Source organism: Amycolatopsis sp. NPDC051106, assembly GCF_040682775.1.
Lineage (GTDB): Bacteria > Actinomycetota > Actinomycetes > Mycobacteriales > Pseudonocardiaceae > Amycolatopsis.
In genome coordinates this window covers 120,192-139,807 of the sequence record NZ_JBFBBQ010000004.1, presented here as the reverse complement: position 1 = coordinate 139,807, position 19,616 = coordinate 120,192, and the positions used below count along the sequence as shown (strand labels likewise).

Annotated in this window: 21 protein-coding genes and 1 tRNA gene; 13 read left to right on the top strand and 9 right to left on the bottom strand. The window is 71.2% G+C overall.

All coding sequences use genetic code 11. From position 1 onward, the window contains the following. The first annotated feature begins 75 nt into the window (after positions 1-75). The gene (locus AB0M83_RS05150) at positions 76-606 is read left to right on the top strand and encodes a hypothetical protein (protein WP_364512687.1); all 531 of its coding nucleotides are present in this window, start codon (positions 76-78) and stop codon (positions 604-606) included. 87 nt (positions 607-693) lie between these two features. Here AB0M83_RS05150 and AB0M83_RS05145 read toward each other — a convergent pair whose 3' ends face one another. After that, positions 694-1,746, bottom strand: coding sequence for an alpha/beta hydrolase (locus tag AB0M83_RS05145; protein ID WP_364512684.1), 1,053 nt, complete (start codon positions 1,744-1,746; stop codon positions 694-696). 127 nt (positions 1,747-1,873) lie between these two features. Between AB0M83_RS05145 and AB0M83_RS05140 the strand changes: the two genes are divergently transcribed. The 4 genes from AB0M83_RS05140 to AB0M83_RS05125 all read left to right on the top strand — a co-directional run bounded on the left by AB0M83_RS05140 (position 1,874) and on the right by AB0M83_RS05125 (position 5,064). Beyond that, a complete protein-coding gene (locus AB0M83_RS05140) occupies positions 1,874-2,446 on the top strand; it encodes an NAD(P)H-dependent oxidoreductase (protein WP_364512682.1) in 573 nt (190 codons plus the stop codon). Between the two features lie 196 nt (positions 2,447-2,642). Then, positions 2,643-3,065 carry an organic hydroperoxide resistance protein gene (locus tag AB0M83_RS05135; protein ID WP_364512679.1) on the top strand — a complete coding sequence of 141 codons (423 nt, stop codon included), beginning with the start codon at positions 2,643-2,645 and terminating at the stop codon, positions 3,063-3,065. Positions 3,066-3,111: 46 nt separating this feature from the next. Next, the gene (locus AB0M83_RS05130) at positions 3,112-3,588 is read left to right on the top strand and encodes a DNA starvation/stationary phase protection protein (protein ID WP_364512677.1); all 477 of its coding nucleotides are present in this window, start codon (positions 3,112-3,114) and stop codon (positions 3,586-3,588) included. 87 nt (positions 3,589-3,675) lie between these two features. Continuing rightward, positions 3,676-5,064 carry a glutamate decarboxylase gene (locus AB0M83_RS05125; protein ID WP_364512674.1) on the top strand — a complete coding sequence of 463 codons (1,389 nt, stop codon included), beginning with the start codon at positions 3,676-3,678 and terminating at the stop codon, positions 5,062-5,064. Here AB0M83_RS05125 and AB0M83_RS05120 read toward each other — a convergent pair. Further along, positions 5,061-6,122 carry an NADH:flavin oxidoreductase/NADH oxidase gene (locus AB0M83_RS05120; RefSeq protein WP_364512671.1) on the bottom strand — a complete coding sequence of 354 codons (1,062 nt, stop codon included), beginning with the start codon at positions 6,120-6,122 and terminating at the stop codon, positions 5,061-5,063. The genes AB0M83_RS05125 and AB0M83_RS05120 overlap by 4 nt on opposite strands. A 73-nt stretch (positions 6,123-6,195) precedes the next feature. Here AB0M83_RS05120 and AB0M83_RS05115 point away from each other — a divergent pair, with 73 nt between their 5' ends. Beyond that, positions 6,196-6,822, top strand: a complete 627-nt coding sequence (locus tag AB0M83_RS05115) for a TIGR03085 family metal-binding protein (protein ID WP_364512669.1) — start codon at positions 6,196-6,198, stop codon at positions 6,820-6,822. A gap of 10 nt (positions 6,823-6,832) precedes the next feature. Then, a complete protein-coding gene (locus AB0M83_RS05110; RefSeq protein ID WP_020642058.1) occupies positions 6,833-7,018 on the top strand; it encodes a tautomerase family protein in 186 nt (61 codons plus the stop codon). Between the two features lie 63 nt (positions 7,019-7,081). Here the strand turns inward: AB0M83_RS05110 and AB0M83_RS05105 are convergent, their stop codons facing one another. Then, positions 7,082-8,932 carry a prolyl oligopeptidase family serine peptidase gene (locus AB0M83_RS05105; RefSeq protein WP_364512666.1) on the bottom strand — a complete coding sequence of 617 codons (1,851 nt, stop codon included), beginning with the start codon at positions 8,930-8,932 and terminating at the stop codon, positions 7,082-7,084. 39 nt (positions 8,933-8,971) lie between these two features. Here AB0M83_RS05105 and AB0M83_RS05100 point away from each other — a divergent pair, with 39 nt between their 5' ends. Then, entirely contained in the window at positions 8,972-9,736 is a 765-nt protein-coding gene (locus AB0M83_RS05100) for a methyltransferase domain-containing protein (protein ID WP_364512663.1), read from the top strand. Between the two features lie 41 nt (positions 9,737-9,777). On the opposite strand, the gene AB0M83_RS05095 is transcribed toward AB0M83_RS05100, so the two are convergent. Both AB0M83_RS05095 and AB0M83_RS05090 read right to left on the bottom strand, forming a co-directional pair. Then, positions 9,778-9,851: transfer RNA gene (locus AB0M83_RS05095), tRNA-Pro, on the bottom strand. A 29-nt stretch (positions 9,852-9,880) separates the two neighbouring features. Continuing rightward, positions 9,881-10,861 carry a metallophosphoesterase gene (locus tag AB0M83_RS05090; protein WP_364512661.1) on the bottom strand — a complete coding sequence of 327 codons (981 nt, stop codon included), beginning with the start codon at positions 10,859-10,861 and terminating at the stop codon, positions 9,881-9,883. A 118-nt stretch (positions 10,862-10,979) separates the two neighbouring features. Here AB0M83_RS05090 and AB0M83_RS05085 point away from each other — a divergent pair, with 118 nt between their 5' ends. Next, a complete protein-coding gene (locus AB0M83_RS05085; protein WP_364512658.1) occupies positions 10,980-12,764 on the top strand; it encodes a serine/threonine-protein kinase in 1,785 nt (594 codons plus the stop codon). A 183-nt stretch (positions 12,765-12,947) separates the two neighbouring features. Here AB0M83_RS05085 and AB0M83_RS05080 read toward each other — a convergent pair whose 3' ends face one another. Then, positions 12,948-15,122 (bottom strand): transglycosylase domain-containing protein, encoded by a 2,175-nt coding sequence (locus AB0M83_RS05080; RefSeq protein ID WP_364512655.1) that lies wholly within the window; start codon positions 15,120-15,122, stop codon positions 12,948-12,950. Between the two features lie 344 nt (positions 15,123-15,466). Between AB0M83_RS05080 and AB0M83_RS05075 the strand changes: the two genes are divergently transcribed. Further along, the gene (locus tag AB0M83_RS05075; RefSeq protein WP_364512652.1) at positions 15,467-15,763 is read left to right on the top strand and encodes a WhiB family transcriptional regulator; all 297 of its coding nucleotides are present in this window, start codon (positions 15,467-15,469) and stop codon (positions 15,761-15,763) included. Between the two features lie 98 nt (positions 15,764-15,861). Here AB0M83_RS05075 and AB0M83_RS05070 read toward each other — a convergent pair whose 3' ends face one another. Genes AB0M83_RS05070 through AB0M83_RS05060 form a run of 3 tightly spaced genes read right to left on the bottom strand, consistent with a single transcriptional unit; the run spans position 15,862 to position 18,239 of the window. Further along, positions 15,862-16,965, bottom strand: a complete 1,104-nt coding sequence (locus tag AB0M83_RS05070; RefSeq protein WP_364512649.1) for an ArsA family ATPase — start codon at positions 16,963-16,965, stop codon at positions 15,862-15,864. Then, the gene (locus AB0M83_RS05065) at positions 16,962-17,969 is read right to left on the bottom strand and encodes an ArsA-related P-loop ATPase (RefSeq protein ID WP_364512646.1); all 1,008 of its coding nucleotides are present in this window, start codon (positions 17,967-17,969) and stop codon (positions 16,962-16,964) included. The genes AB0M83_RS05070 and AB0M83_RS05065 overlap by 4 nt, the downstream gene beginning before the upstream one ends. 21 nt (positions 17,970-17,990) lie before the next feature. After that, positions 17,991-18,239, bottom strand: coding sequence for a hypothetical protein (locus AB0M83_RS05060; RefSeq protein WP_364512643.1), 249 nt, complete (start codon positions 18,237-18,239; stop codon positions 17,991-17,993). A 113-nt stretch (positions 18,240-18,352) separates the two neighbouring features. Here AB0M83_RS05060 and AB0M83_RS05055 point away from each other — a divergent pair, with 113 nt between their 5' ends. The 3 genes from AB0M83_RS05055 to AB0M83_RS05045 are packed head-to-tail and all read left to right on the top strand — an operon-like array spanning position 18,353 to position 19,601. Further along, the gene (locus AB0M83_RS05055) at positions 18,353-18,514 is read left to right on the top strand and encodes a DUF4177 domain-containing protein (RefSeq protein WP_086679227.1); all 162 of its coding nucleotides are present in this window, start codon (positions 18,353-18,355) and stop codon (positions 18,512-18,514) included. A 5-nt stretch (positions 18,515-18,519) separates the two neighbouring features. After that, the gene (locus tag AB0M83_RS05050) at positions 18,520-18,975 is read left to right on the top strand and encodes a RidA family protein (protein WP_086840822.1); all 456 of its coding nucleotides are present in this window, start codon (positions 18,520-18,522) and stop codon (positions 18,973-18,975) included. Then, the gene (locus AB0M83_RS05045; RefSeq protein WP_329054235.1) at positions 18,975-19,601 is read left to right on the top strand and encodes a hypothetical protein; all 627 of its coding nucleotides are present in this window, start codon (positions 18,975-18,977) and stop codon (positions 19,599-19,601) included. Before AB0M83_RS05050 ends, AB0M83_RS05045 begins: the two co-directional genes overlap by 1 nt. Positions 19,602-19,616 lie beyond the last annotated feature (15 nt).

Genomic DNA, 19,616 nt, shown 5'->3' with positions numbered 1-19,616 from the left:
CGGTGATCGGGTGGCTTATCTCCGATACGGCGAGTACCGATTTAACCCGTCAGGTCCCGAGCCAGGAGGTAGGAAATGAAAGGCAAGTTCGGGCGGTCCGTCGCCCTGGTAGCCGCGAGCAGTCTGCTGGCGGTCGGAATGGCGGGGATCGCTTCGGCGAGCCCGGACGGGGGCAAGGGTTCCTCCAGCACCCAGGCCCTCGCCGCCCAGGTGCTCCAGATGCGTGACGGCCTGACCAAGGTGGCCTACGCGGGCAACGTCGGTGCCACGCGCGCCGACCTGGGGCAGATGAGCCCGGTCCTCGCGGACATCGCCGCCGGGAAGCGCTACACCGTCCAGACCGACACCGAGCAGCTCGCCGGCCTGGCCAAGGGCCGGGCGGACGAGTCCAGCCGGCTCCTGACCGACCCGACGGCCAAGGCGCGCCAGCTGCCGCCGCTTCCGCTGCCGATCCCGTCGCTGCCGGACCTGCCGGGCCCGCTGAAGATCGTCAGCGACCTGGTCAAGGCCCTGCTCGCCGCCGTCACCGGCATTTTGGGCGGGCTTCTCGGCGGGCTGCCGGTGCCGCCGCTGCCGGTGCCGGTGCCGCCGTTGCCCGCGTCATAGTCCGACCACTGAGAACAGGGGGACCCGGAGCCCGGCCGCGGACATTTCTCCGCGCCGGGCTCCGGGTTCGTTTCCGCCGGCGCCCGCTCAGTCCCGTTTGGACAGACCCTGCCGCAGCGCGCCCGCCATCTCGGCCAGCGCTTCGCGGAACCGGGTGCCGACGCCGGTGAAGTTGATGAACCCGTGGATCAGGTCGTCGTGCCGGCGCAGCGCCACGTCGACACCCGCCTCGCGCAGCTTCTCCGCGTACGCCTCACCTTCGTCGCGCAGCGGGTCGAAGCCCGCCGTGACGACCAGGGCGGGCGGCAGGCCGCTCAGGTCGTCCGCGCGCAGCGGGGAGAGCCGCGGGTCGGTCAGGTCCGTGCCCTCCGGCACGTAGTGGCCCTCGAACCACTTCATGTGCACGTCGGTCAGGAACAGGTCCTCGGCGAACAGGTCCTGCGAGCGGTAGCGCCGCGCGAAGTCCGTCGCCGGGTAGATCAGCAGCTGGAACGCCGGCACCGGGCCGCCGCGGCGCACGGCCTGCTGGGCCGTCACCGCGGCCAGGTTGCCGCCCGCGCTGTCCCCGCCGACGGCGATCCGCGCCGGGTCGGCGCCGAGGTCACCCGCCTTCGCCACCGCGTACTCGAACGCCGCGAGCGCGTCCTCCGCGGCCGCCGGGAACGGGAACTCCGGCGCGAGCCGGTACTCGATCGACAGCACCCGCACCCCGGCGTGCTTGGCCAGGAAGCGGACGGCGTTGTCGTGGCTCGCGCGCGTGCCGATCACCCAGCCACCGCCGTGGAAGAACACCAAGAGCGGAGACTTCTCGGGCAGCCCGACCGGCGTGTAGAGCGTCGCCGGCAAGTCGCCATCCGGCGTCGGCACCGCGATCTCCCGCACCGAGACCGGCTCGATCGGCTTGCCGCTGACCAGGTGCCGCCCGGTGTCGAGCAGGGCACGCGACCGCTCCACCGAGCCCTGCACCAGCTCGGCGCCGGCGAGTTTCTGCAGCCGGAGCAGGAGCTGGGCGTCGAGCGCGAGGTCCTGGCCGTCGAGGCGCACCGGGCGGCCCGCGACCGCCCGCCGCAGCGGCGCGGGCAGCGAGAACGCGAGCTGGGACGCCGCGGCCTGGACTCGGACCGGGAGCGGGATCGCCATCGTTGCCTCCTGAGCGTCGGTGCCGCCCGGGATGTTACTTGCCAGTAGGTAACAGGTCCAGCTGTGACGCGGGCCTCGGTCCCAAAGTCTGGATATCCACTTAAGTGGAGGGGTTAGCCTGGAAAGCGTGACTTCAGCCAGGACGATCAACGTGCTCGGGATCGGCGGCTCTCTGCGCGAGGGCTCCCAGTCCGAACGCGCTCTGCAGATCGCGCTCGCCGGGGCGGCCGAAGTCGGCGTCCGGATCCGGATGCTCACCGGCCCGGAGCTGGTGCTGCCGTTCTACGACGCCGGCGAGCCCGACCGCGACGAACGCGCCACCACGCTCATCGAAGCCGTGCGGGAGGCGGACGGGCTCATCGTCGTCTCGCCGGGCTACCACGGTGCGCTGTCCGGCCTGGTCAAGAACGCCCTGGACTACGTCGAGGACCTGCGTGACGACCAGCGTCCCTACCTCGACGGCCGCGCGGTCGGCCTGGCCGCCGTCGCCTACGGCTGGCAGGCCGCGGTGACGACGCTCGAGCAGCTCCGCACGATCACGCACGCGCTGCGCGGCTGGGCCACCCCGCTGGGTGGTTCGATCAACTCGGCCGAGACCAAGTTCGACGAAGGCGGCGGCGCGTCGGACGAGAAGAGCGTCCGCACCCTTCGGCTGATCGGGCGCCAGGTCGCCGAATTCGCGGTGACGCGCGCCGCATGAGCATTTCGGGGGTTCCGGGTGGCGGAGCCCCCGGCCGGGGCGGAGCCCCGATTGAACACAGACGTTTCGCCCGGTGGCCGCCGGGTAGCCGATCGACGTGATGCCTGCCATGTGGGGGCACTGTTCCGCGGGTGCGGGATGTTGTGCCCAGTGAGACGCTCGCTGTGGAGTGTCCGCGAACGAAGGCAGGCTGAGCATGGGTCAGGCGATCTACACGGCGGTGGCGACGGCACGCGGCGACGGCCGCAACGGCGAGGTGACCTCGTCCGACGGCGTCATCGACGAGTCGCTGGCCATCCCGAAGGAGATGGGCGGCCCCGGGGGCGACAAGACCAACCCCGAGCAGCTCTTCGCCGCCGGCTATTCGGCCTGCTTCCACAGCGCTCTGCAGCTGGTCGCACGCCAGGCCAAGGTCACGCTGCACGACTCCACGGTGACCGCGGAGGTCAGCGTGCTCAAGCAGGACGTCGGCTTCGGTCTCGGTGTCGCGCTGAACGTCTCGCTGCCGGGCCTCGAGCAGGCCCAGGCCGACCAGCTGGTCGAGCAGGCCCACCAGGTGTGCCCCTACTCCAACGCGACCCGCGGCAACATCGAGGTCGCCCTCTCCGCCACCGTCTGACCCCCCACGCCGGGTCCGAACCAGTACGAGGAAAGGATCACCAGAGATGAGCAAGTCTCCGATCAAGAGCCCGCTTTCCGAGGCCGACAAGGAGATCACCGGTAACGCCCTCCAGGCGACGCTGGTCGACCTGGTCGACCTGTCCCTCATCGCCAAGCAGGCGCACTGGAACGTCGTCGGCGCGAACTTCCGCAGCGCGCACCTGCAGCTCGACGAGCTGGTGAACACCGCGCGCCAGTACGTCGACGAGGTCGCCGAGCGCGCCAACGCCATCGGCATCTCGCCGAACGGCAAGGCGAAAACCGTCGTCGAGAGCTCGGGCGTGCCCGAGTACCCCGACAACTGGCAGTCCGTGGAGTCCACGGTCGCGGCGATCGTCGACATCCTTTCGGCGCTCATCGAGCGGCTGCGGGCCCGCATCGACGAGACCGACAAGAGCGACCTCGTGACGCAGGACCTGCTGATCGAGATCACCCGCGCGCTCGAAGAGGCGCACTGGATGTGGCAGGCCCAGCAGGCCTGATCTTTTTTCCGCGCAAAGGGGCCGTTCCGGGTGGAACGGCCCCTTTCGCGTCTGCTGAACCCCGGGTTTCGCAGTACGTTCGGCGGCATGGTGCTGCATCAGGGGAAGACGGACCGCCCGGACCGCGTGGGCGGCACGAATCCGATGTACGCCGGGGCGAACCCGGCACTCGCGGCGGGCTTCGTCATGCCGCACGACAAGCTGCTCGACAGCTCGCTGCCGCCGGACACGGCGCTGCAGCTCGTGCGCGACGAGCTGATGCTTGACGGCAACGCGCGGCTCAACCTCGCCACGTTCGTCACGACGTGGATGGAGCCGCAGGCCCGCGAGCTGATGGCGGAGTGCGTCGACAAGAACATGATCGACAAGGACGAGTACCCGCAGACGGCCGAGCTGGAGCGGCGCTGCGTGAACATCCTCGCCGACCTGTGGCACGCGCCCGATCCCACCGACATCATGGGCTGCTCGACGACCGGTTCGTCCGAAGCGTGCATGCTCGCCGGGATGGCGTTGAAGCGGCGCTGGTCCCGGCTCGGGCGCACCGGCAAGCCGAACCTGGTGATGGGCGTCAACGTCCAGGTGTGCTGGGAGAAGTTCTGCGAGTACTGGGAGGTCGAGCCGCGGCTGGTGCCGATGGACGGCGACCGGTACCACCTGACGGCCTCCGAAGCTGTCGCCCGGTGCGACGAGAACACGATCGGCGTCGTGGCGATCCTGGGTTCGACGTTCGACGGCAGCTACGAGCCGGTCGCGGAGATCGCCGCGGCCTTGGACGCGCTGGAGTCGCGGACCGGCTGGCACATCCCGGTGCACGTCGACGGCGCTTCCGGCGCGATGGTCGCGCCGTTCCTCGACCCCGACCTGGAGTGGGACTTCCGGCTGCCGCGGGTGGCGTCGATCAACACGTCGGGCCACAAGTACGGGCTGGTGTACCCGGGCGTCGGCTGGGTGCTCTGGCGGGACAAGGCCGCGCTGCCGTCGGAGCTGGTGTTCAACGTGAACTACCTCGGCGGCGACATGCCGACGTTCGCGTTGAACTTCTCCCGGCCGGGCGCCGAGGTCGCGGCGCAGTACTACACGTTCGTGCGGCTCGGCCGCGAGGGATTCCGCGCGGTGCAACAGTCTTCGCGTGACGTCGCGACACATCTGTCGTCGGGTGTTTCGGAGCTGGGGCCGTTCGAGCTGCTGACCCGCGGTGACCAGCTGCCGGTGTTCGCGTTCACGACCCGCGCGGACGCGGGCTTCGACGTCTTCGACGTGTCACGACGGCTGCGCGAGCGGGGCTGGCTGGTGCCGGCGTACACGTTCCCGGAGAACCGGACGGATCTGGCGGTGCTGCGGATCGTGGTCCGCAACGGCTTCACGCACGACCTCGCGGACTTGCTGCTGGCCGACCTGAAGCGCCTGCTGCCCGACCTGGAGAAGGAGGGCGGCCACCCGAAGGACCCCGCGAAGGCGACCGCCTTCCACCATTAGTGCCAGGACTTGGCGCGGGCGTACTGGTCCGGCCAGCGGACGTCCGCGCCGAGGGTGTTCGCCGCCCGGAGCGGCCAGTGCGGGTCGCGCAGCAGGGCCCGGGCCAGGAACACGGCGTCCGCCTCGCCGTCGGCGATGATGTCCTCCGCCTGCTGCGGGTTGGTGATCATGCCGACCGCGCCGGTCGGGAGGCCCGTCTCGGTGCGGATCCGCTCGGCGAACGGGACCTGGTAGCCCGGGCCGACCGGGATGTCCGGGTTCGGGGTGTTGCCGCCGCTGGAGGTGTCGATCAGGTCGATGCCGCGCTCGGCGAGGAGCTTCGCGAGGCGGACGGACTCGTCGAGCGTCCAGCCGTCGTCCGTCCAGTCCGTGGCCGACAGCCGGGCGAACAGCGGGACGCCGGTCGTGGCGCGGACCGCGTCGGCGATCTCCAGCGCCAGGCGGGTGCGGCCCTCGAAGTCGCCGCCGTAGCGGTCGGTGCGGGTGTTCGACAGCGGGGACAGGAACTGGTGCACCAGGTAGCCGTGCGCGAAGTGCAGCTCGAGCAGGTCGAACCCGGCGCCGATCGCTCGGCGGGCGGCCGCGGCGAACGCGTCCGGGAGGGCGCTGACCTCGTCCGTGGTGAGCGGCCGCGCCGGGGCGTACGCGCCGAACGGCTGCGCGTCGGCGCCGACGCTCTGCCAGCCACCTTCCGACGCGGGCACGCTGCCCGGCCCGTCCCACGGCCGCCGCGTCGAGCCCTTGCGGCCGGCGTGACCCAGCTGCATGCCGATCGCGGTGTCCTGCCGGTGGACGAAGGCGACGATCCGGCGCCACGCCGTGGCCTGCGCGTCGGTCCAGATGCCGGTGTCCTGCGGGCTGATCCGCCCTTCGGGCACGACGGCGGTCGCTTCGGTCATGACGAGCCCGGCGCCACCGGTGGCGAACTGGCCGAGGTGGACGAGGTGCCAGTCGTCCGGGACGCCGTCGGTCGCGGAGTACTGGCACATCGGCGACACCCACGCGCGGTTCGGCAGGGTCAGGCCGCGGACGGTGATCGGGCTGAAGAGTCGGCTCACCTCCTGATCAACGACACGTGCCCGGCGTCTCTTCCCGTCGCCAGGGCGGGTACCGCCGAGTAACGTCGACCACATGGGTGTCGCTGCTGACGAACGCCAGGCATTGAGCTCGCTCCTCCAAGACCTCGGGCCCGACGTGCCCACGCTGTGCGAAGGCTGGACGACGCGGGATCTCGCCGCGCACCTCGTCGTGCGTGAGCACCGGCCGGACGCCGCGCCGGGGATCCTGGTGCCCGCGCTCGCCGGGTACACGCAGAAGGTGCAGGACCGCTACGCCGCCAAGCCGTGGGCCGCGCTGGTCGAGCAGGTCCGGCAGGGTCCGTCGAAGTTCTGGCCCACCGCGATCGGCCCGCTCGACGAGCTGACCAACACCGCCGAGTTCCTCGTCCACCACGAAGACGTCCGGCGTGCGCAGCCGGGCTGGGAGCCGCGGCCCGCCGACGCCACCCGGGACGCCGCCGCGTGGAAGTCCGCGAGGCAGGCCGCCAAGCTCAACCTCCGCAAGGCGCCGGTCGGGGTGACCCTGCGCACGAAAGACGGCCGGGAGGCCGCCGTCAAGACCGGGCCCGACCCGGTCACGGTCGTCGGCGAGCCGGTGGACCTGCTGCTGTTCGTCTTCGGCCGCGACGCCGTGAACCTCGGTTTCGAAGGCGACGCGGCCGCGATCAGCCGCCTGCGGTCGGTGAACCGGGGGCTCTAGGCTGCGCGGCATGCCGATGATCAGCGTTGCCATGTTCCCCGGCCGCACGCCCGCCCAGAAGAGCGCCCTGGTCCGGGAGCTGACGGACGCGTTCGTCCGCACCTGCGGCGGCAAGCCCGAGGGCGTCCAGGTGACGCTCGTCGAGGTCGGCGCCGACCACTGGGCCACCGGCGGGGTCCTGCACTCCGAACGCTGAAAGCCGTGAATGTCGCATTGAGGGACTCAGAGTCCCTCAATGCGACATTCACGGACTTGCGGGTCAGCGCAGGCCGAGGACCCGCTGGGCGAAGTTGACCTCGATCGACGTCTGCTTGATCGTCTCCGCGATCACCAGCGAGCCGTGGCCGGCGTCGTACCGGTAGAACTCGTGGTGCAGGTCGCGGCCGCCGAGCCGGTCGAGGTAGTTCTCGATCTGGCGGATCGGGCAGCGCGGGTCGTTGTCGCCGGCCAGCACGAGCACCGGCGCCGTCACGGCGTCGACGTACGTGATCGGCGAGCACTCCGAGTACACCGCCGGCACCTCCTCCGGCGAACCGCCGAAGAGCGCCCGGTCGAACGAACGCAGCTGCTCCATCTCGTCCTCGTACGCGGCGACGTAGTCCGCCACCGGCACCCCGGCGACGGCCGCCGCCCACCGGGCCGGCTGGGTGCCGATCGCCAGCAGGGACAGGTAACCGCCCCACGAAGCGCCGTTCACGACGCACTTCGCCGGGTCGCTGAGTCCGGTTTGGACGGCCCAGTCGTGGACCGAGGCGACGTCCTCCAGCTCGGTCAGCCCGGGCCGGCCCTCGATGGCGTCGCGCCAGGCCGAGCCGTAGCCGGTCGAGCCGCGGTAGTTGACCTCGACCACGGCGAACCCGGCGTCGAGCCAGGTCGCGCGATACGCCGAGAAGCGGTCCTCGTCCGCGGCGTGCGGGCCGCCGTGCAGCGAGAACACCGTCGGCAGCGGACCTTCCGGCGCGTCCGAAGGCCGGGACACCAGCGCGTGGATCCGGCCGCCGACGCCTTCGACGAACGCGTCGGTCACCGGCTCCGACCCCGGCGCGCGCTCACCCGGCGGCTCGAGCAGCACCGCGTCCGTGCCGTCGGTGCTCCGCGCGCGGACCGCGGCCGGCTCGGCGGCGCTGGACCACGAGTACTCGACCGTCCCGTCCGGACGGACCCCGGCGCCGCCGATGCGACCGGCCGGAGTGTCTACAGAGGACAGCTCGGCCGTGTCGAGGTCGTAGCGGTACAACGAACTGCGGCCTTCGTGGAAGTGGACGACGAGCAGGGCGCGCGCGTCCGGGTACCAGCCCGCGACGACCTCGCCGGGCAGGTCCAGCTCGAGCTCCGTCTCGGAGTCGTCCCGGACGTCCCACACGAGCAGCTCCTCGCGGCCCCGGCGTTCGTGCAGCACCAGCAGGCGCTGGTCGCCGGGCAGCGGGGAGAACTCGAGAGCCGTCAGGCCCTTGCCCTCGCCGTCCCACTTGTCGGCCACCGTGGCGAACCCGTCGGCGGCGAGCACCCGCAGGGCGGGGTGACGCGAGTCGCCGTGCTCGGAGTGGGAGATCGCGATCAGGCTTTCGTCGCGGGACATCGACGCGATCCCGGCGTCGTCCGCGTGGCTGTAGAAGCGGTGCGTCTCGCCGCCGATCCGGGCGAACAGCTCGCTGCCGTCGTCGGTCGAGACGCCGACCGCGATGATCCCGGCGCCGATCTCGAGGCCGGCCGGGTAGCCGTCGTGGACGTCCGGCACGGCCTTCTCGGGCTTGCTGCCCTCGGTCGCGGCGAAGGGCTCGCGCACCCACGAGCCGAACTCGTCGCCGTCGGTGTCGTCGAACCACCAGAGCCACTCGCCGTCCGGGGACGGCGTCGCGTGCAGGGTGCCGTTCGGCCGGTCGGTGACGCGGCGGTGCTCGCCGGTCGCGCGGTTCCAGGCGTAGACCTCCCACACGCCGCTGGCGTTGGAGACGTAGACGTTGGCGTCGGGGGCGTCGCGGGCCCAATCGGGCGTGGAGATGCGGGGGGCGTGGAAGCGGGCGCGCCAGCGGGCTTCGGCTTCGGCGTCGTCGAACAGCCGGTCCGGGACCACCGCGGGCGGGAATTGCTTGGCTGACTGCGTGCTCACCCCTCGATCCTGCCACCTTCTGGCCGTACTGTGTGCGGGGTGCTGGAGGGTTACGCGCCGGGCTACGGGCGAGACGCGGTGTCGATGATGTCCGCGCGCACGGCGGCCGAGCGCGCGACGTTCGCCCAACCGCTGTTCAAGCCGGGGATGTGGGTGGTCGACCTCGGCTGCGGCCCGGGCTCGATCACCCTCGGGCTGGCGGCGGAATCGCGCGTGACGGGCGTCGACGTCGACGCCGGCCAGGTCGCGATGGCCCGCGACGTTGCCCGCCGGGCCGGAAGGTCCACAGTGGACTTCGTGGCGGCGTCGGCCTACGAACTGCCCTTCGCCGACGCGAGTGTGGACGTGGCCTTTTCCCACGCGTTGTTCGAGCACCTGGCGGCACCTCCGGACGCGCTGGCGGAACTGCGCCGCGTGCTGAAGCCGGGCGGCCGGCTGGCCCTGTCCACTTCGGACTGGAGCAAGGCCCGCCTGCGGCCGAAGACGGCGAACGTCGACGCGGCGTTGAGAGGGCACTACCTGCTGCGCCGCCAGGCGGGCGGCAACCCGTTCGCGGGCCGGGTGATCGCCGAACAGTGCGCGGCGGCGGGGTTCACGGAGATCGTGTCGAGAGCCCGGTACCGCTCGGACATGAGCTACCGGGACCTGGCGAAGTACGTGGAGGCACGGCTCGAGGCGGCGATCGCGGAGCCGGGCCGCGACCGGGACCAGCTGGCGAGCGCGGCGCGTTCGGCCGGGGTGTGGACCCGCGGCGGCGACGGTGATTTCAGCCAATGCTGGGTGGAGGTGACCGCGACCCGCTGAAACCAGAAGAGCCGGTGTCCGAAGACACCGGCTCTTACTCGTCGGGGTGGCGGGATTCGAACCCACGACCTCCTCGACCCGAACGAGGCACGCTACCAAGCTGCGCCACACCCCGAGGTACTGCTTAACGGGTCGTGGAGAAGTCTAGCGGACGGTGTCTCGGGCTTTCCGGCGGGCCGTCTTACGGGGCTCGGCCGCCCCCGACCCGCGCGGGACCAGCGTCAACAGGCTCGCCTCGGGCGGGCACGCGAACCTGGCCGGCGCCCACGGCGATGTCCCGAGACCCGCCGAAACGTGCAGCCACATGTGCGCGCCCCAGCGTGAGGCGCCGCGGGCGCGGCTGCGATCCAGCTCACAGTTGGTGACCAAAGCGCCGTAACCCGGGAGCCGGAGCTGGCCGCCGTGGGTGTGGCCCGCCAGGACCAGGTCGTAACCGTCCGTGGCGAACGTGTCGAGCACCCGCGGCTCGGGCGAGTGCGTCACGCCGATGCGGACCGCCGCGCCGCTGTCGGCCGGGCCCGCGATGTCGGCGTAGCGGTCGCGGCGCAGGTGGGGGTCGTCGACGCCGGCCGCGAAGACCGCCTGCCCGCCGACGTCGATCGTGCGGCGGACGTGCGTCAGGTCGGTCCAGCCGTGCTCGACGAACGCCGCGCGCAGGTCGCGCCACGGCAGCTGGACGCCGTGGATGCGCTTCTTCTTGCCCTGCGGCATCAGGTAGCGGGCCGGGTTCTTCGGTTTCGGCGCGTAGTAGTCGTTGCTGCCGAAGACGAACACCCCGGGCCGGTCGAGCAGCGGGCCCAGCGCGCGCAGCACGGACGGGACGGCCTGCCGGTGCGACAGGTTGTCGCCGGTGTTGACGACGAGGTCGGGCTCGAGCTCGTCGAGCGCGGCGACCCAGCGCTGCTTGCTGCGGTGGCTCGGCAGCATGTGCAGGTCCGAGACGTGCAGGATGGTGAACGGCCGCGACCCGGGCGCCAGCACCGGGAGCTGGGCGGTGCGCAGGGTCCAGTGGCGCCGTTCGATGCCGACGGCGTAACCGAGGGTCGCGGCGCCGAGGGCCAGCGTCCCCGCGGCGAGGCGTGCCGCCGTTGCCCCCGACGTGGATTTGTTACTGAGCGTGCTCACGAGGTCCAGGATACGTGCTCAACGGTTGGGTGACTTCGCCGCCGTTACGGGGAACCTGCCGCTTAGCATTTGCGTCGGCCCGAAGACGGGTTTCAAGCCGGGGGGCTTGGGGAGAACGATGGAGCAGTTCGGGCCGTACCGGATCGAGGGCCTGCTCGGCCGCGGTGGCATGGGCGAGGTCCATCGCGCCTACGACACGGCGCACGACCGCGTCGTCGCGCTGAAGCTGTTGTCCGGGCCGAACGCGGGCGACGACGCCTTCCGCGCGCGGTTCCGCCGCGAGTCGCAGATCGTCGCGCGGCTGCGTGAGCCGCACGTGATCCCGATCCACGCGTACGGCGAAATCGACGGGCAGCTGTACCTCGACATGCGGCTCGTCGAGGGCAAGGACCTGAAGGAGCTGCTCGAGGACGGGCCGCTGACGCCCGAGCGCGCGGTGGGGATCGTCGAGCAGGTCGCGGGCGCGCTCGACGCCGCCCACGAAGACGGCCTGGTGCACCGCGACGTCAAGCCGTCCAACGTGCTCGTGACGAGCAGCGACTTCGTGTACCTCGTGGACTTCGGCATCGCGCGGTCGATGACCGCCGAGGGGACGTCGATCACCGGCACCGGCAACGTGATCGGCACGCTCGACTACATGGCGCCGGAACGCTTCGGCGACGCGCCGATCACCGGGCTCGTCGACGTCTACGCGCTCGCGTGCGTGTTCTTCGAGTGCCTCACCGGGCACCGCCCGTTCCAGGCGGACGGCGCGGCCGCGCAGATGGGCGCGCACCTGAACGCGCCGCCGCCGGTGCTTTCGCAGGAGCGGCCGGGCTTGCCGGCCGCGCTGGACGCGGTGGTGGCGCGCGGGATGGCGAAGATCCCGGCCGACCGGTACCCGACGGCGGGAGCGTTCGCCGACGCCGCCCGGGCGGCCGTGAACGCGCCGGCGCCGCCGATCCCGACGTGGCAGCAGACCCTGCCGGGTCCGGTGAGCCCGCCACGGCCGACCCTGGCCGCGTCGCCGCCGACCCTGGCCGCGCCGCCACCCACCTTCTCCGGGCCGATCCCGCAGCAGCACGCGGCACCGCCCCCGATGACCCCGCCGCGGCCGATGCCCGCCGCGTCCTACCCGGGGCCGACGACGGGGCCGCGGCCGTTCACCGGCCCGTCGGGCAAGCTCGCCCCGGCCCCGGGCGGGCCGCCGAAGTCCCAGCGCAACCGGTGGATCGCGCTGTGCGCCGCGCTCGCCGGGGTGGTCGTGGCCGCGCTGGTGATCACGTACCTGGTGACCAAGGACAAGACGCAGACCGGCGGCCCGGGTCCGCTGACGCCGGTGACCGTCGACGGCTCTTCGTCCTCGCCGGCGCCCGAGACGACGAAGTCGACGCCGCCACCGTCCACTTCGGAACCGAAGCCGGCGCACGACGAGAAGCTGTACGCCGCGCTTCCCGCCGTCTACAAGCAATACACGTGTGAAGACGCGGCCGTGCCGGCCGGTGCCGTGGCCGCGGTCGAGTGCGGGGACTCGAACGTCGGCGACGTCAAGGCGGGCAACGTGGTGTTCCCGCAGCCGACCGGGGCGAAGTTCCTGCGCTTCGCCGACGCGGCGTCGCTGGACCAGTGGTTCAAGGCCATCGTCAAGGAGCAGGGCCTCACCCGCAACGACGCCCAGGGTGCCTGCCGGCCGTTGAAGGTGCCGAAGATCTGGGGCACGTACTACCGCGCGGAAACCCCGGCGCCGGTCGCCGGCGACTACCTGACGTGCTTCCTCGGCGACCCCGCCCAGCTGGTGTGGACGGACACGAAGAAGCTCATGGGCGGGGTCCTGCTGTCCACGAAGGCCACGAACAACGACCAGCTGGACCAGCTGTACTACTGGTGGAACATGGAGATCCTGTCCGACATGCCCGGCCGCTGACCGAGGGGGAGCCGGCTGGGCACCCAGACCTTCTGGGTGCGGCACGAGGGTGAACGACCGTACGTCGAGATCGACGACCCGGGCCGCCCGGAATTACTGATGACGATGGATTCGGCTTGAGCCGGACACCGGAAAGGGGGCCGCGCGTGCAGCGCGGCCCCCTTTTCCGTTGCGTCGTCCCGGTTACCGGGCGCCGCCGCCCATGTACTGCGGATCAGGCTGCGGCAGCTCCGCTCTCGGCTGGCCTTCCATGATGTTCTTCATCGCGCCGAACCACGTGCGGGCCGGGGCCTTGCCACCGAAGATGTTCCCGCTGCCGCAGACCCGGACGTTGCCCGGTCCGGCGTCACAGATACCACCTTGGCCGCCGCCGAACTTGAACGTCATCGCCGCGCCCGCCAGCTGGGGCGTGCCGCCGACGAACGTCGCCGAGACGTTGCCCTGCGTCGTGCCCGTCTTGCCGATGATCGGGCGGTCCCACTTCACCGCGCTCGCCGCGCCGGCCGACGTGCCGCCGGTCTGGTCGTCCTTGCTCATGCCGACCGCGAGGGTGTTGGCCAAGCCCTCGGGCACCGCCTGCTCGCACGGGGCTTCCTTGATCGGCACCGGCGTGCCGTTGCGGTCGGTCACCGCGGCGATCGGCGTCGGCGGGCACCAGACGCCGCCGGACAGGATCGTCGCGGCGACGTTGCCCAGCTCCAGGCCGCTCAGCGGGCTGAAGCCCAGCGTGAACGCACCGAAGCCGGGGTTGTTGCCCCGCGGGCCGTACAACTCGGCCTGGCTGAGCCGTTTGTTCTCCGACTCGGCCTTCGGGTCGACCGTGCCGCCGCCGGCGTTGCTCGCCATCGTGTCGCGCATGCCGAGCCGGCGGGCCATGTCGATGCCCGGCGCGGTGCTGCCGAGCCGGTCTTCCAGTTCGACGAACGCGGTGTTCGGCGAGGTCGCGAGCGCCGTCTGCAGGGTCGCGCCCTGGGCGATCCGGCTGTAGTCACCCGCGTTGCCCACGCAGTACCAGCGCGAGCGCAACGGCGGCCCGGTCTGCGGGCAGTTGTTGCCACCACCGGTGAACACGTGGGACACGTAGGTGTCCGGCACCTGGACCGGCGAATAGATCCCCGCCACGCCCTTTTCGAGCGCCGCGGCCGAGGTGAAGATCTTGTACGTCGACCCCGCGCCACCGGTGTTGTAGACGCCGGTGGGCAGCGCATACGTCGTCTGGCCGGCCTCCTGGTCCTGGCCGTAGTCGCGGTTCGCCGCGAGCGCGACCACCTCGTGCCGGTCCTTGCCCGGTTTGATCAGCGACAACGTGTTCGCCACGTACTTCTGGGTCTTGTTGACCTGCGCCTCCGCCGAGACCTTCGCCTCGTGGTTGGCGCGCTCGTCCAGCGTGCTCTTGATCGTGTAGCCGCCGGTGTAGAGCTGGTCCTTCGTCATCCCGCCGGCCTTGAGCAGGTAGTCCTCGACGTACTGGCAGAAGAACCCGGACTCCGGGCCCGCGCCGATGCAGTTGGCCGCGGGCTTGGCGGGGAAGTCCGGCACGACGCCCAGCGGCTCGCCCTTGAAGCGGTCGGCGTCGGCCTTGGCCAGCTTCTTGTTCTCCACCATCCGGTCGAGGACGAGGTTGCGGCGCGCGGTGGCCTTGTCGGCGTGCTTCCACGGGTCGTTGTTGATCGGGTTGTTCACCAGGCCGGCCAGGAGCGCGGCCTGCGGCACGGTCAGCTTCTCCGGCGTGGTGTTGAAGTACGCGTGCGCGGCGGCGCCGATCCCGTAGATCTGCCGGGAGAACTCGACGATGTTCAGGTAGCCGGCCAGGATCTGCTGCTTGCTCAGCTTGGTCTCGAGCTGGATCGCGATCCGCGCTTCCTTGAGCTTGCGGGCGACCGACTGCTCCTGGGCCTTCTTCTGACCGACCTGGTCGGTGCGGTAGACCACGTTGATCAGGTAGTTCTTGACGTACTGCTGGGTCAGCGTGGAGGCACCCTGGGTGTCGGCGCCCGTGCTGTTGCTGACGGCGGCGCGCAGCGTGCCCTGCCAGTCGACGCCGTGGTGGTCGTAGAACCGCTTGTCCTCGACCGAGACCAGAGCCCACTTCATGGCCTCGTTGATCTGGTTCTCGTTGACCGGCAGCCGGTACTGGTCGTACAGGGTCGCGATCGGCTTGCCCGTGCTGTCGGTGACCGTCGTGACCAGCGGCGGCGGGATGTCGGCGAGATCCGATGACGTCTTCTCCACCGTCTCGCTGGCTTGGTTGGACATGACACCGGCGGCCCCCACGACCGGGAAGAGCATGCCGGCGACGAGCACCCCCGCGAGCAGGCAGAGGCCGATGAGCTTGAACAAACCATCCGCTTTTCGCACGAGGGCCAGGCTACCCGGAGTGAGTCAGGCGCCGGTGACGCCGTGTCTCCGGAGGTGTGAATTCAGTGACAAAATCGACCCCCTTCGGTGACATCTGGTAACGGAAGGCATTCTAGGTCTCGACGGGGGGAACCGAGGGCCCCTACAGTCCGTCAACGTCTCACGAAGACAAGCCGTCGGATGGATCAACGCGAGTGGGAGCTCGCCTGGACCGAACGGCGGCACCGGCACCGGGGAGGTGCCCGGAACCGACGTGAGCAGAGGGAGACACGCTCGCGGGGGGCAGGGAGCGCAGTGCCTTTCCCCCGCTGGTGCGTCGATCACCAGGGTAGGGAGCTGGGGGTATGGAAACCAACCAGTCGAGCTGGCGAATGAACGCGTCCTGCCGGGACGCCGACCCGGACGGCCTGTTCGTCCGGGGCGCGGAGCAGAACCGGGCCAAAGCGGTCTGCATGGGCTGCCCGGTCCGGACGGAATGCCTCGCCGAAGCACTCGACGGCCGGATCAACTTCGGCGTGTGGGGAGGCATGACCGAGCGGGAGCGGCGGGCGTTGCTGCGCCGCCGCCCCGACGTGGTCAGCTGGGCGGAGCTGCTCGAGGCGGCCAAGAGGGACGCCTTGGAGCGGGTCGAAGTCGGCTGACCAAGCCGTCACTTTCGTAGGGAAAGTTCGGCTTCGACCCGTCGAAGACGTAGCTTTCCCTAGGAAAGTGCGGCTTTGTGCCGCAAAGTCGACGGCCTCTAGCCGGCGAGCTTCACGCCGATGTCGCGCAGGCCCTCGAGGTCGTGCACGTCACCGGCCAGCGCGGGCACCCGGGCCAGTGCCACCTCGGGGTGCGCCCGGGTGAACCGCGCGAGCAGCCGTTCCTCGCGGGCGGCGAGGTCGACGCGGTCCGCGTGCAGCCGCAGCACCGCTTCGGCCAAGGGCGCGCCCTGCAGGGAATCGGCCGCCGTGCGCGCCTCGGAGCCCGACAGCTTGGCCAGCACCGGGTGCGTCCGGTTCGCGATCAGCCCGGCCAGCGGCATCGACTCCGACGACAGCCGGTCCACGAAGTAGGAGGCCTCGCGCAGCGCGTCCGGCTCCGGCGCGGCCACCACCAGGAACGACGTCCCCGACGAGCGCAGCAGCTCGGCCGTCTTGCGGGCGCGCTCGCGGAAGCCGCCGAACATGCTGTCGAACGCCTGCATGAACGCCGACGCGTCGGTCAGCAGCTGGCCGCCGATGATCGTCGACACGGCCTTGGCGAACATCGAGAACCCCGCGTTGACGACCTTGCGCAGCCCCCAGCCGCCGGCCTTCGCCGGGCCGGTCAGGAGCCGGATCATCCGGCCGTCCAAAGCGGACGACAGCCGCGTCGGCGCGTCCAGGAAGTCCAGAGCGGACCGGCTCGGCGGGGTGTCGACGATGATCAGGTCCCAGTCGGCGGTCGCCGCGAGCTGGCCCAGCTTCTCCATCGCCATGTACTCCTGCGTGCCGGAGAACGACGTGGAAATGGTCTGGTAGAAGGGGTTCTGCAACAGCTGCTCGGCGCGCTCGGGGCCGGCGTGCACGCGCACCATGTCGTCGAACGTGCGGCGCATGTCGAGCATCATCGCCCACAGCTCGCCCTTGGGCTCGAACCCTTCGACCTTCACCTGCTTCGGGTGGTTGCCCAGCTCGCGCAGGCCGAGCGCCTGCGCCAGGCGCCGGGCGGGGTCGATCGTCAGCACGACGGTCTGGCGGCCGCGCTCGGCCGCGCGCAGCGCCAGCGCCGCGGCCGTGGTCGTCTTGCCGACGCCGCCGGAGCCGCAGCAGACGATCACGCGGCTCTCGTCGAGCAGCGCGTCGATGTCGATGGTGGTCACAACCGCACCCCCTGGTCGGTCAGGGCCTCGGCCAGGTCGTAGAGGGCCGCGACGTCGACTCCGTCGGTCAGGTCCGGCAGCTCGAGCGTCGGCAGGTCGGCTTCGGCGAGCTGCTCGCGCGCCCGCTGCTCGGCGGCGACCCGCACGGCGTGCTCGACGGTCTCCTCGACCAGCGCGTCCAGGGTGTCCTCCGGCAGCTTCAGCCCGGCCGACGCCAGTCCGGAGCGGACGCGCGAGGCGTCGACGCGCCCGTCCGCGGCGGCGGTCACCGAGCGGGCCGGCAGCCGCGGCGGCCGGACCCGGTTGACGAGCACCGCGCCGGGACGCAGGTCGGCGCCGTCCAGCTCGGCCACGGCCTCGACGGTCTCGCGGACCGGCATCTCCTCGAGCAGCGTGGCCAGGTGGATCACCGTCTCGCCGGAGTGCAGCAGCCGCACGACGCCTTCGGCCTGGCCGCGGATCGGGCCGGTCTTCGCGAGGTCGGTCAGGGCCTTGGTGACGTCGAGGAACTTGACGACCCGGCCGGTCGGCGGCGAGTCGACGACGACGGCGTCGTAGGTGTGGCGCCCGTCGGACTCGGTGCGGCCGACGCACTCCTTGATCTTCCCGGTGAGCAGGACGTCCCGCAGGCCCGGCGCGAGCGTGGTCGCGAACTCGATCGCGCCCATCCGCCGCAGCGTCCGGCCGGCGAAGCCGAGGTTGTAGAACATCTCGAAGTACTCGAGCAGCGCGGCTTCGACGTCGATGTGCAGCGCGCGCAGCTCGCCCCCGCCGGGGACGGAAGCGATGCGCTGCTCGGCGTAGGGCAGCGGCTCGGTGTCGAAGAGCTGGGCGATGCCCTGGCGGCCCTCGACCTCGATGAGCAGCACGCGCCGGCCTTCGCGGGCGAGCGCGAGCCCGAGCGCCGCGGCGAGCGTCGTCTTGCCGGTCCCGCCCTTGCCGGTGACGAAGTGCAGCCGGGCGCGGGCAAGCTCGTCGGTCCAGCCGGCATGGGAAGTGGTCACTTCTTCACCCTAAACCGGCCCTCAGCTGGCCAGCAGCATGACGCTGACCGCAGTGGCGACCACCGCGACGAGCACCCAGGCGACGAGCCCGGGCAGCACGGTGAGCATGAGCACACCCAGGACGACCAGCAGCGTGAAGGTGATCACCCCGCCGAGGGCGACCTGGCCGGAGCTCTGCGTCCGGTCGCGCACCTTGGCCATCACGACGAGCACCAGCGGCAGCCCGGCCACCGCGAGCAGGGCCGTCGCGATCACGCGCCACGTTTCCACGGGGCAACGCTAGCGGGGAGCCGGCGTGAGATGGACCACACCACGGCGCGTCGCGCGGGGATTTCCGGCGGCGCTCCCCGGCGGCCTTGCCCGCTTGGCTACGCTCCCGGTTCATGAGCGCCACCAAGTGGGAGTACGCGACCGTCCCTCTGCTGATCCACGCCACGAAGCAGATCCTCGACCAGTGGGGCGAGGACGGCTGGGAGCTGGTCACGGTACTGCCGAACCCGACGGGCGAGCAGCACGTCGCGTACCTCAAGCGTCCGAAGGGCTGATCCGCGTGAGCTGGAGCGAACGGCTGAAGGAGCTCGGCATCGAGCTGCCCGGCGTGGCCGCCCCGCTGGCCGCCTACGTGCCCGCCGTCCAGAGCGGGAAGCACGTCTACACCTCCGGCCAGCTGCCCTTCGTCGACGGCGTCCTCGCCGCGACCGGCAAGGTCGGCGCGGAGATCAGCCCCGAAGAAGCGAAGGGCCACGCCCGCACGTCGGCGCTCAACGCGCTCGCGGCCGTGCACGCGCTGGTCGGCATTGACAACGTCGCGCGGATCGTCAAGGTTGTCGGCTTCGTGGCTTCCGCGGAAGGCTTCACCGGCCAGCCCGCGGTCGTCAACGGCGCGTCCGAGCTCCTCGGCGAGGTCTTCGGCGACGCGGGCATCCACGCCCGCTCGGCCGTCGGCGTCGCGGAGCTGCCCATCGGCTCGCCGGTGGAGGTCGAACTGATCGTGGAGGTGCAGTGATGGACCCGGACATCGAGCAGTCCACCCACGAGCTGCTGCTCCGGCTGGCCGGGCGGCTGCCCGACCAGCTGCTGTGGCGGTTCCGCGACTGGCTCGGCGAGGGTGCCATGGGCACGCTCGCCCGGACCCTGCCGAGGTCTTTGCTTAAGCACAGGATTGACCTCGACCAAACGGAGTACCGCCTGCTCGTGGCCGGGCTCATCCCGCACGGCGCCGACTGGCACCAGGTCAGTTCGACGCTGGGGGTAGACGACGTCTCCGAGAACCGGTACACATTCACGTCGAGTGCGCCCGAATGGGTTAACTCGGTCGACTCCGTGTCCGTGTTGATCCACGCAACGTTGCGAGGACGCCCGGACGTGGGGGAAGTGCGGCAGAGCTGGCGGCACGTCGGTGTGGTCGGACAGGGCACCGCGAAGCGCGTCCTGCTGATCACCGCGCTGAACGGTCTGCCGAGGTTGACCGGCGAACTGCAGCGGGTGCTGCGCGTTCTGGGCGACGAAGAGCCCAGCGTCGAGGTCATCCCGCCGCGCTTCGACCTGCCGGGTTACCACCGGGCCGCGCTGGCCGACTCAGAGCTGGTCTGCGTGGGCGCGGTGACGGGGAATCGGCTAGTAGCCGCATAACGCTCGCCCGCCAGC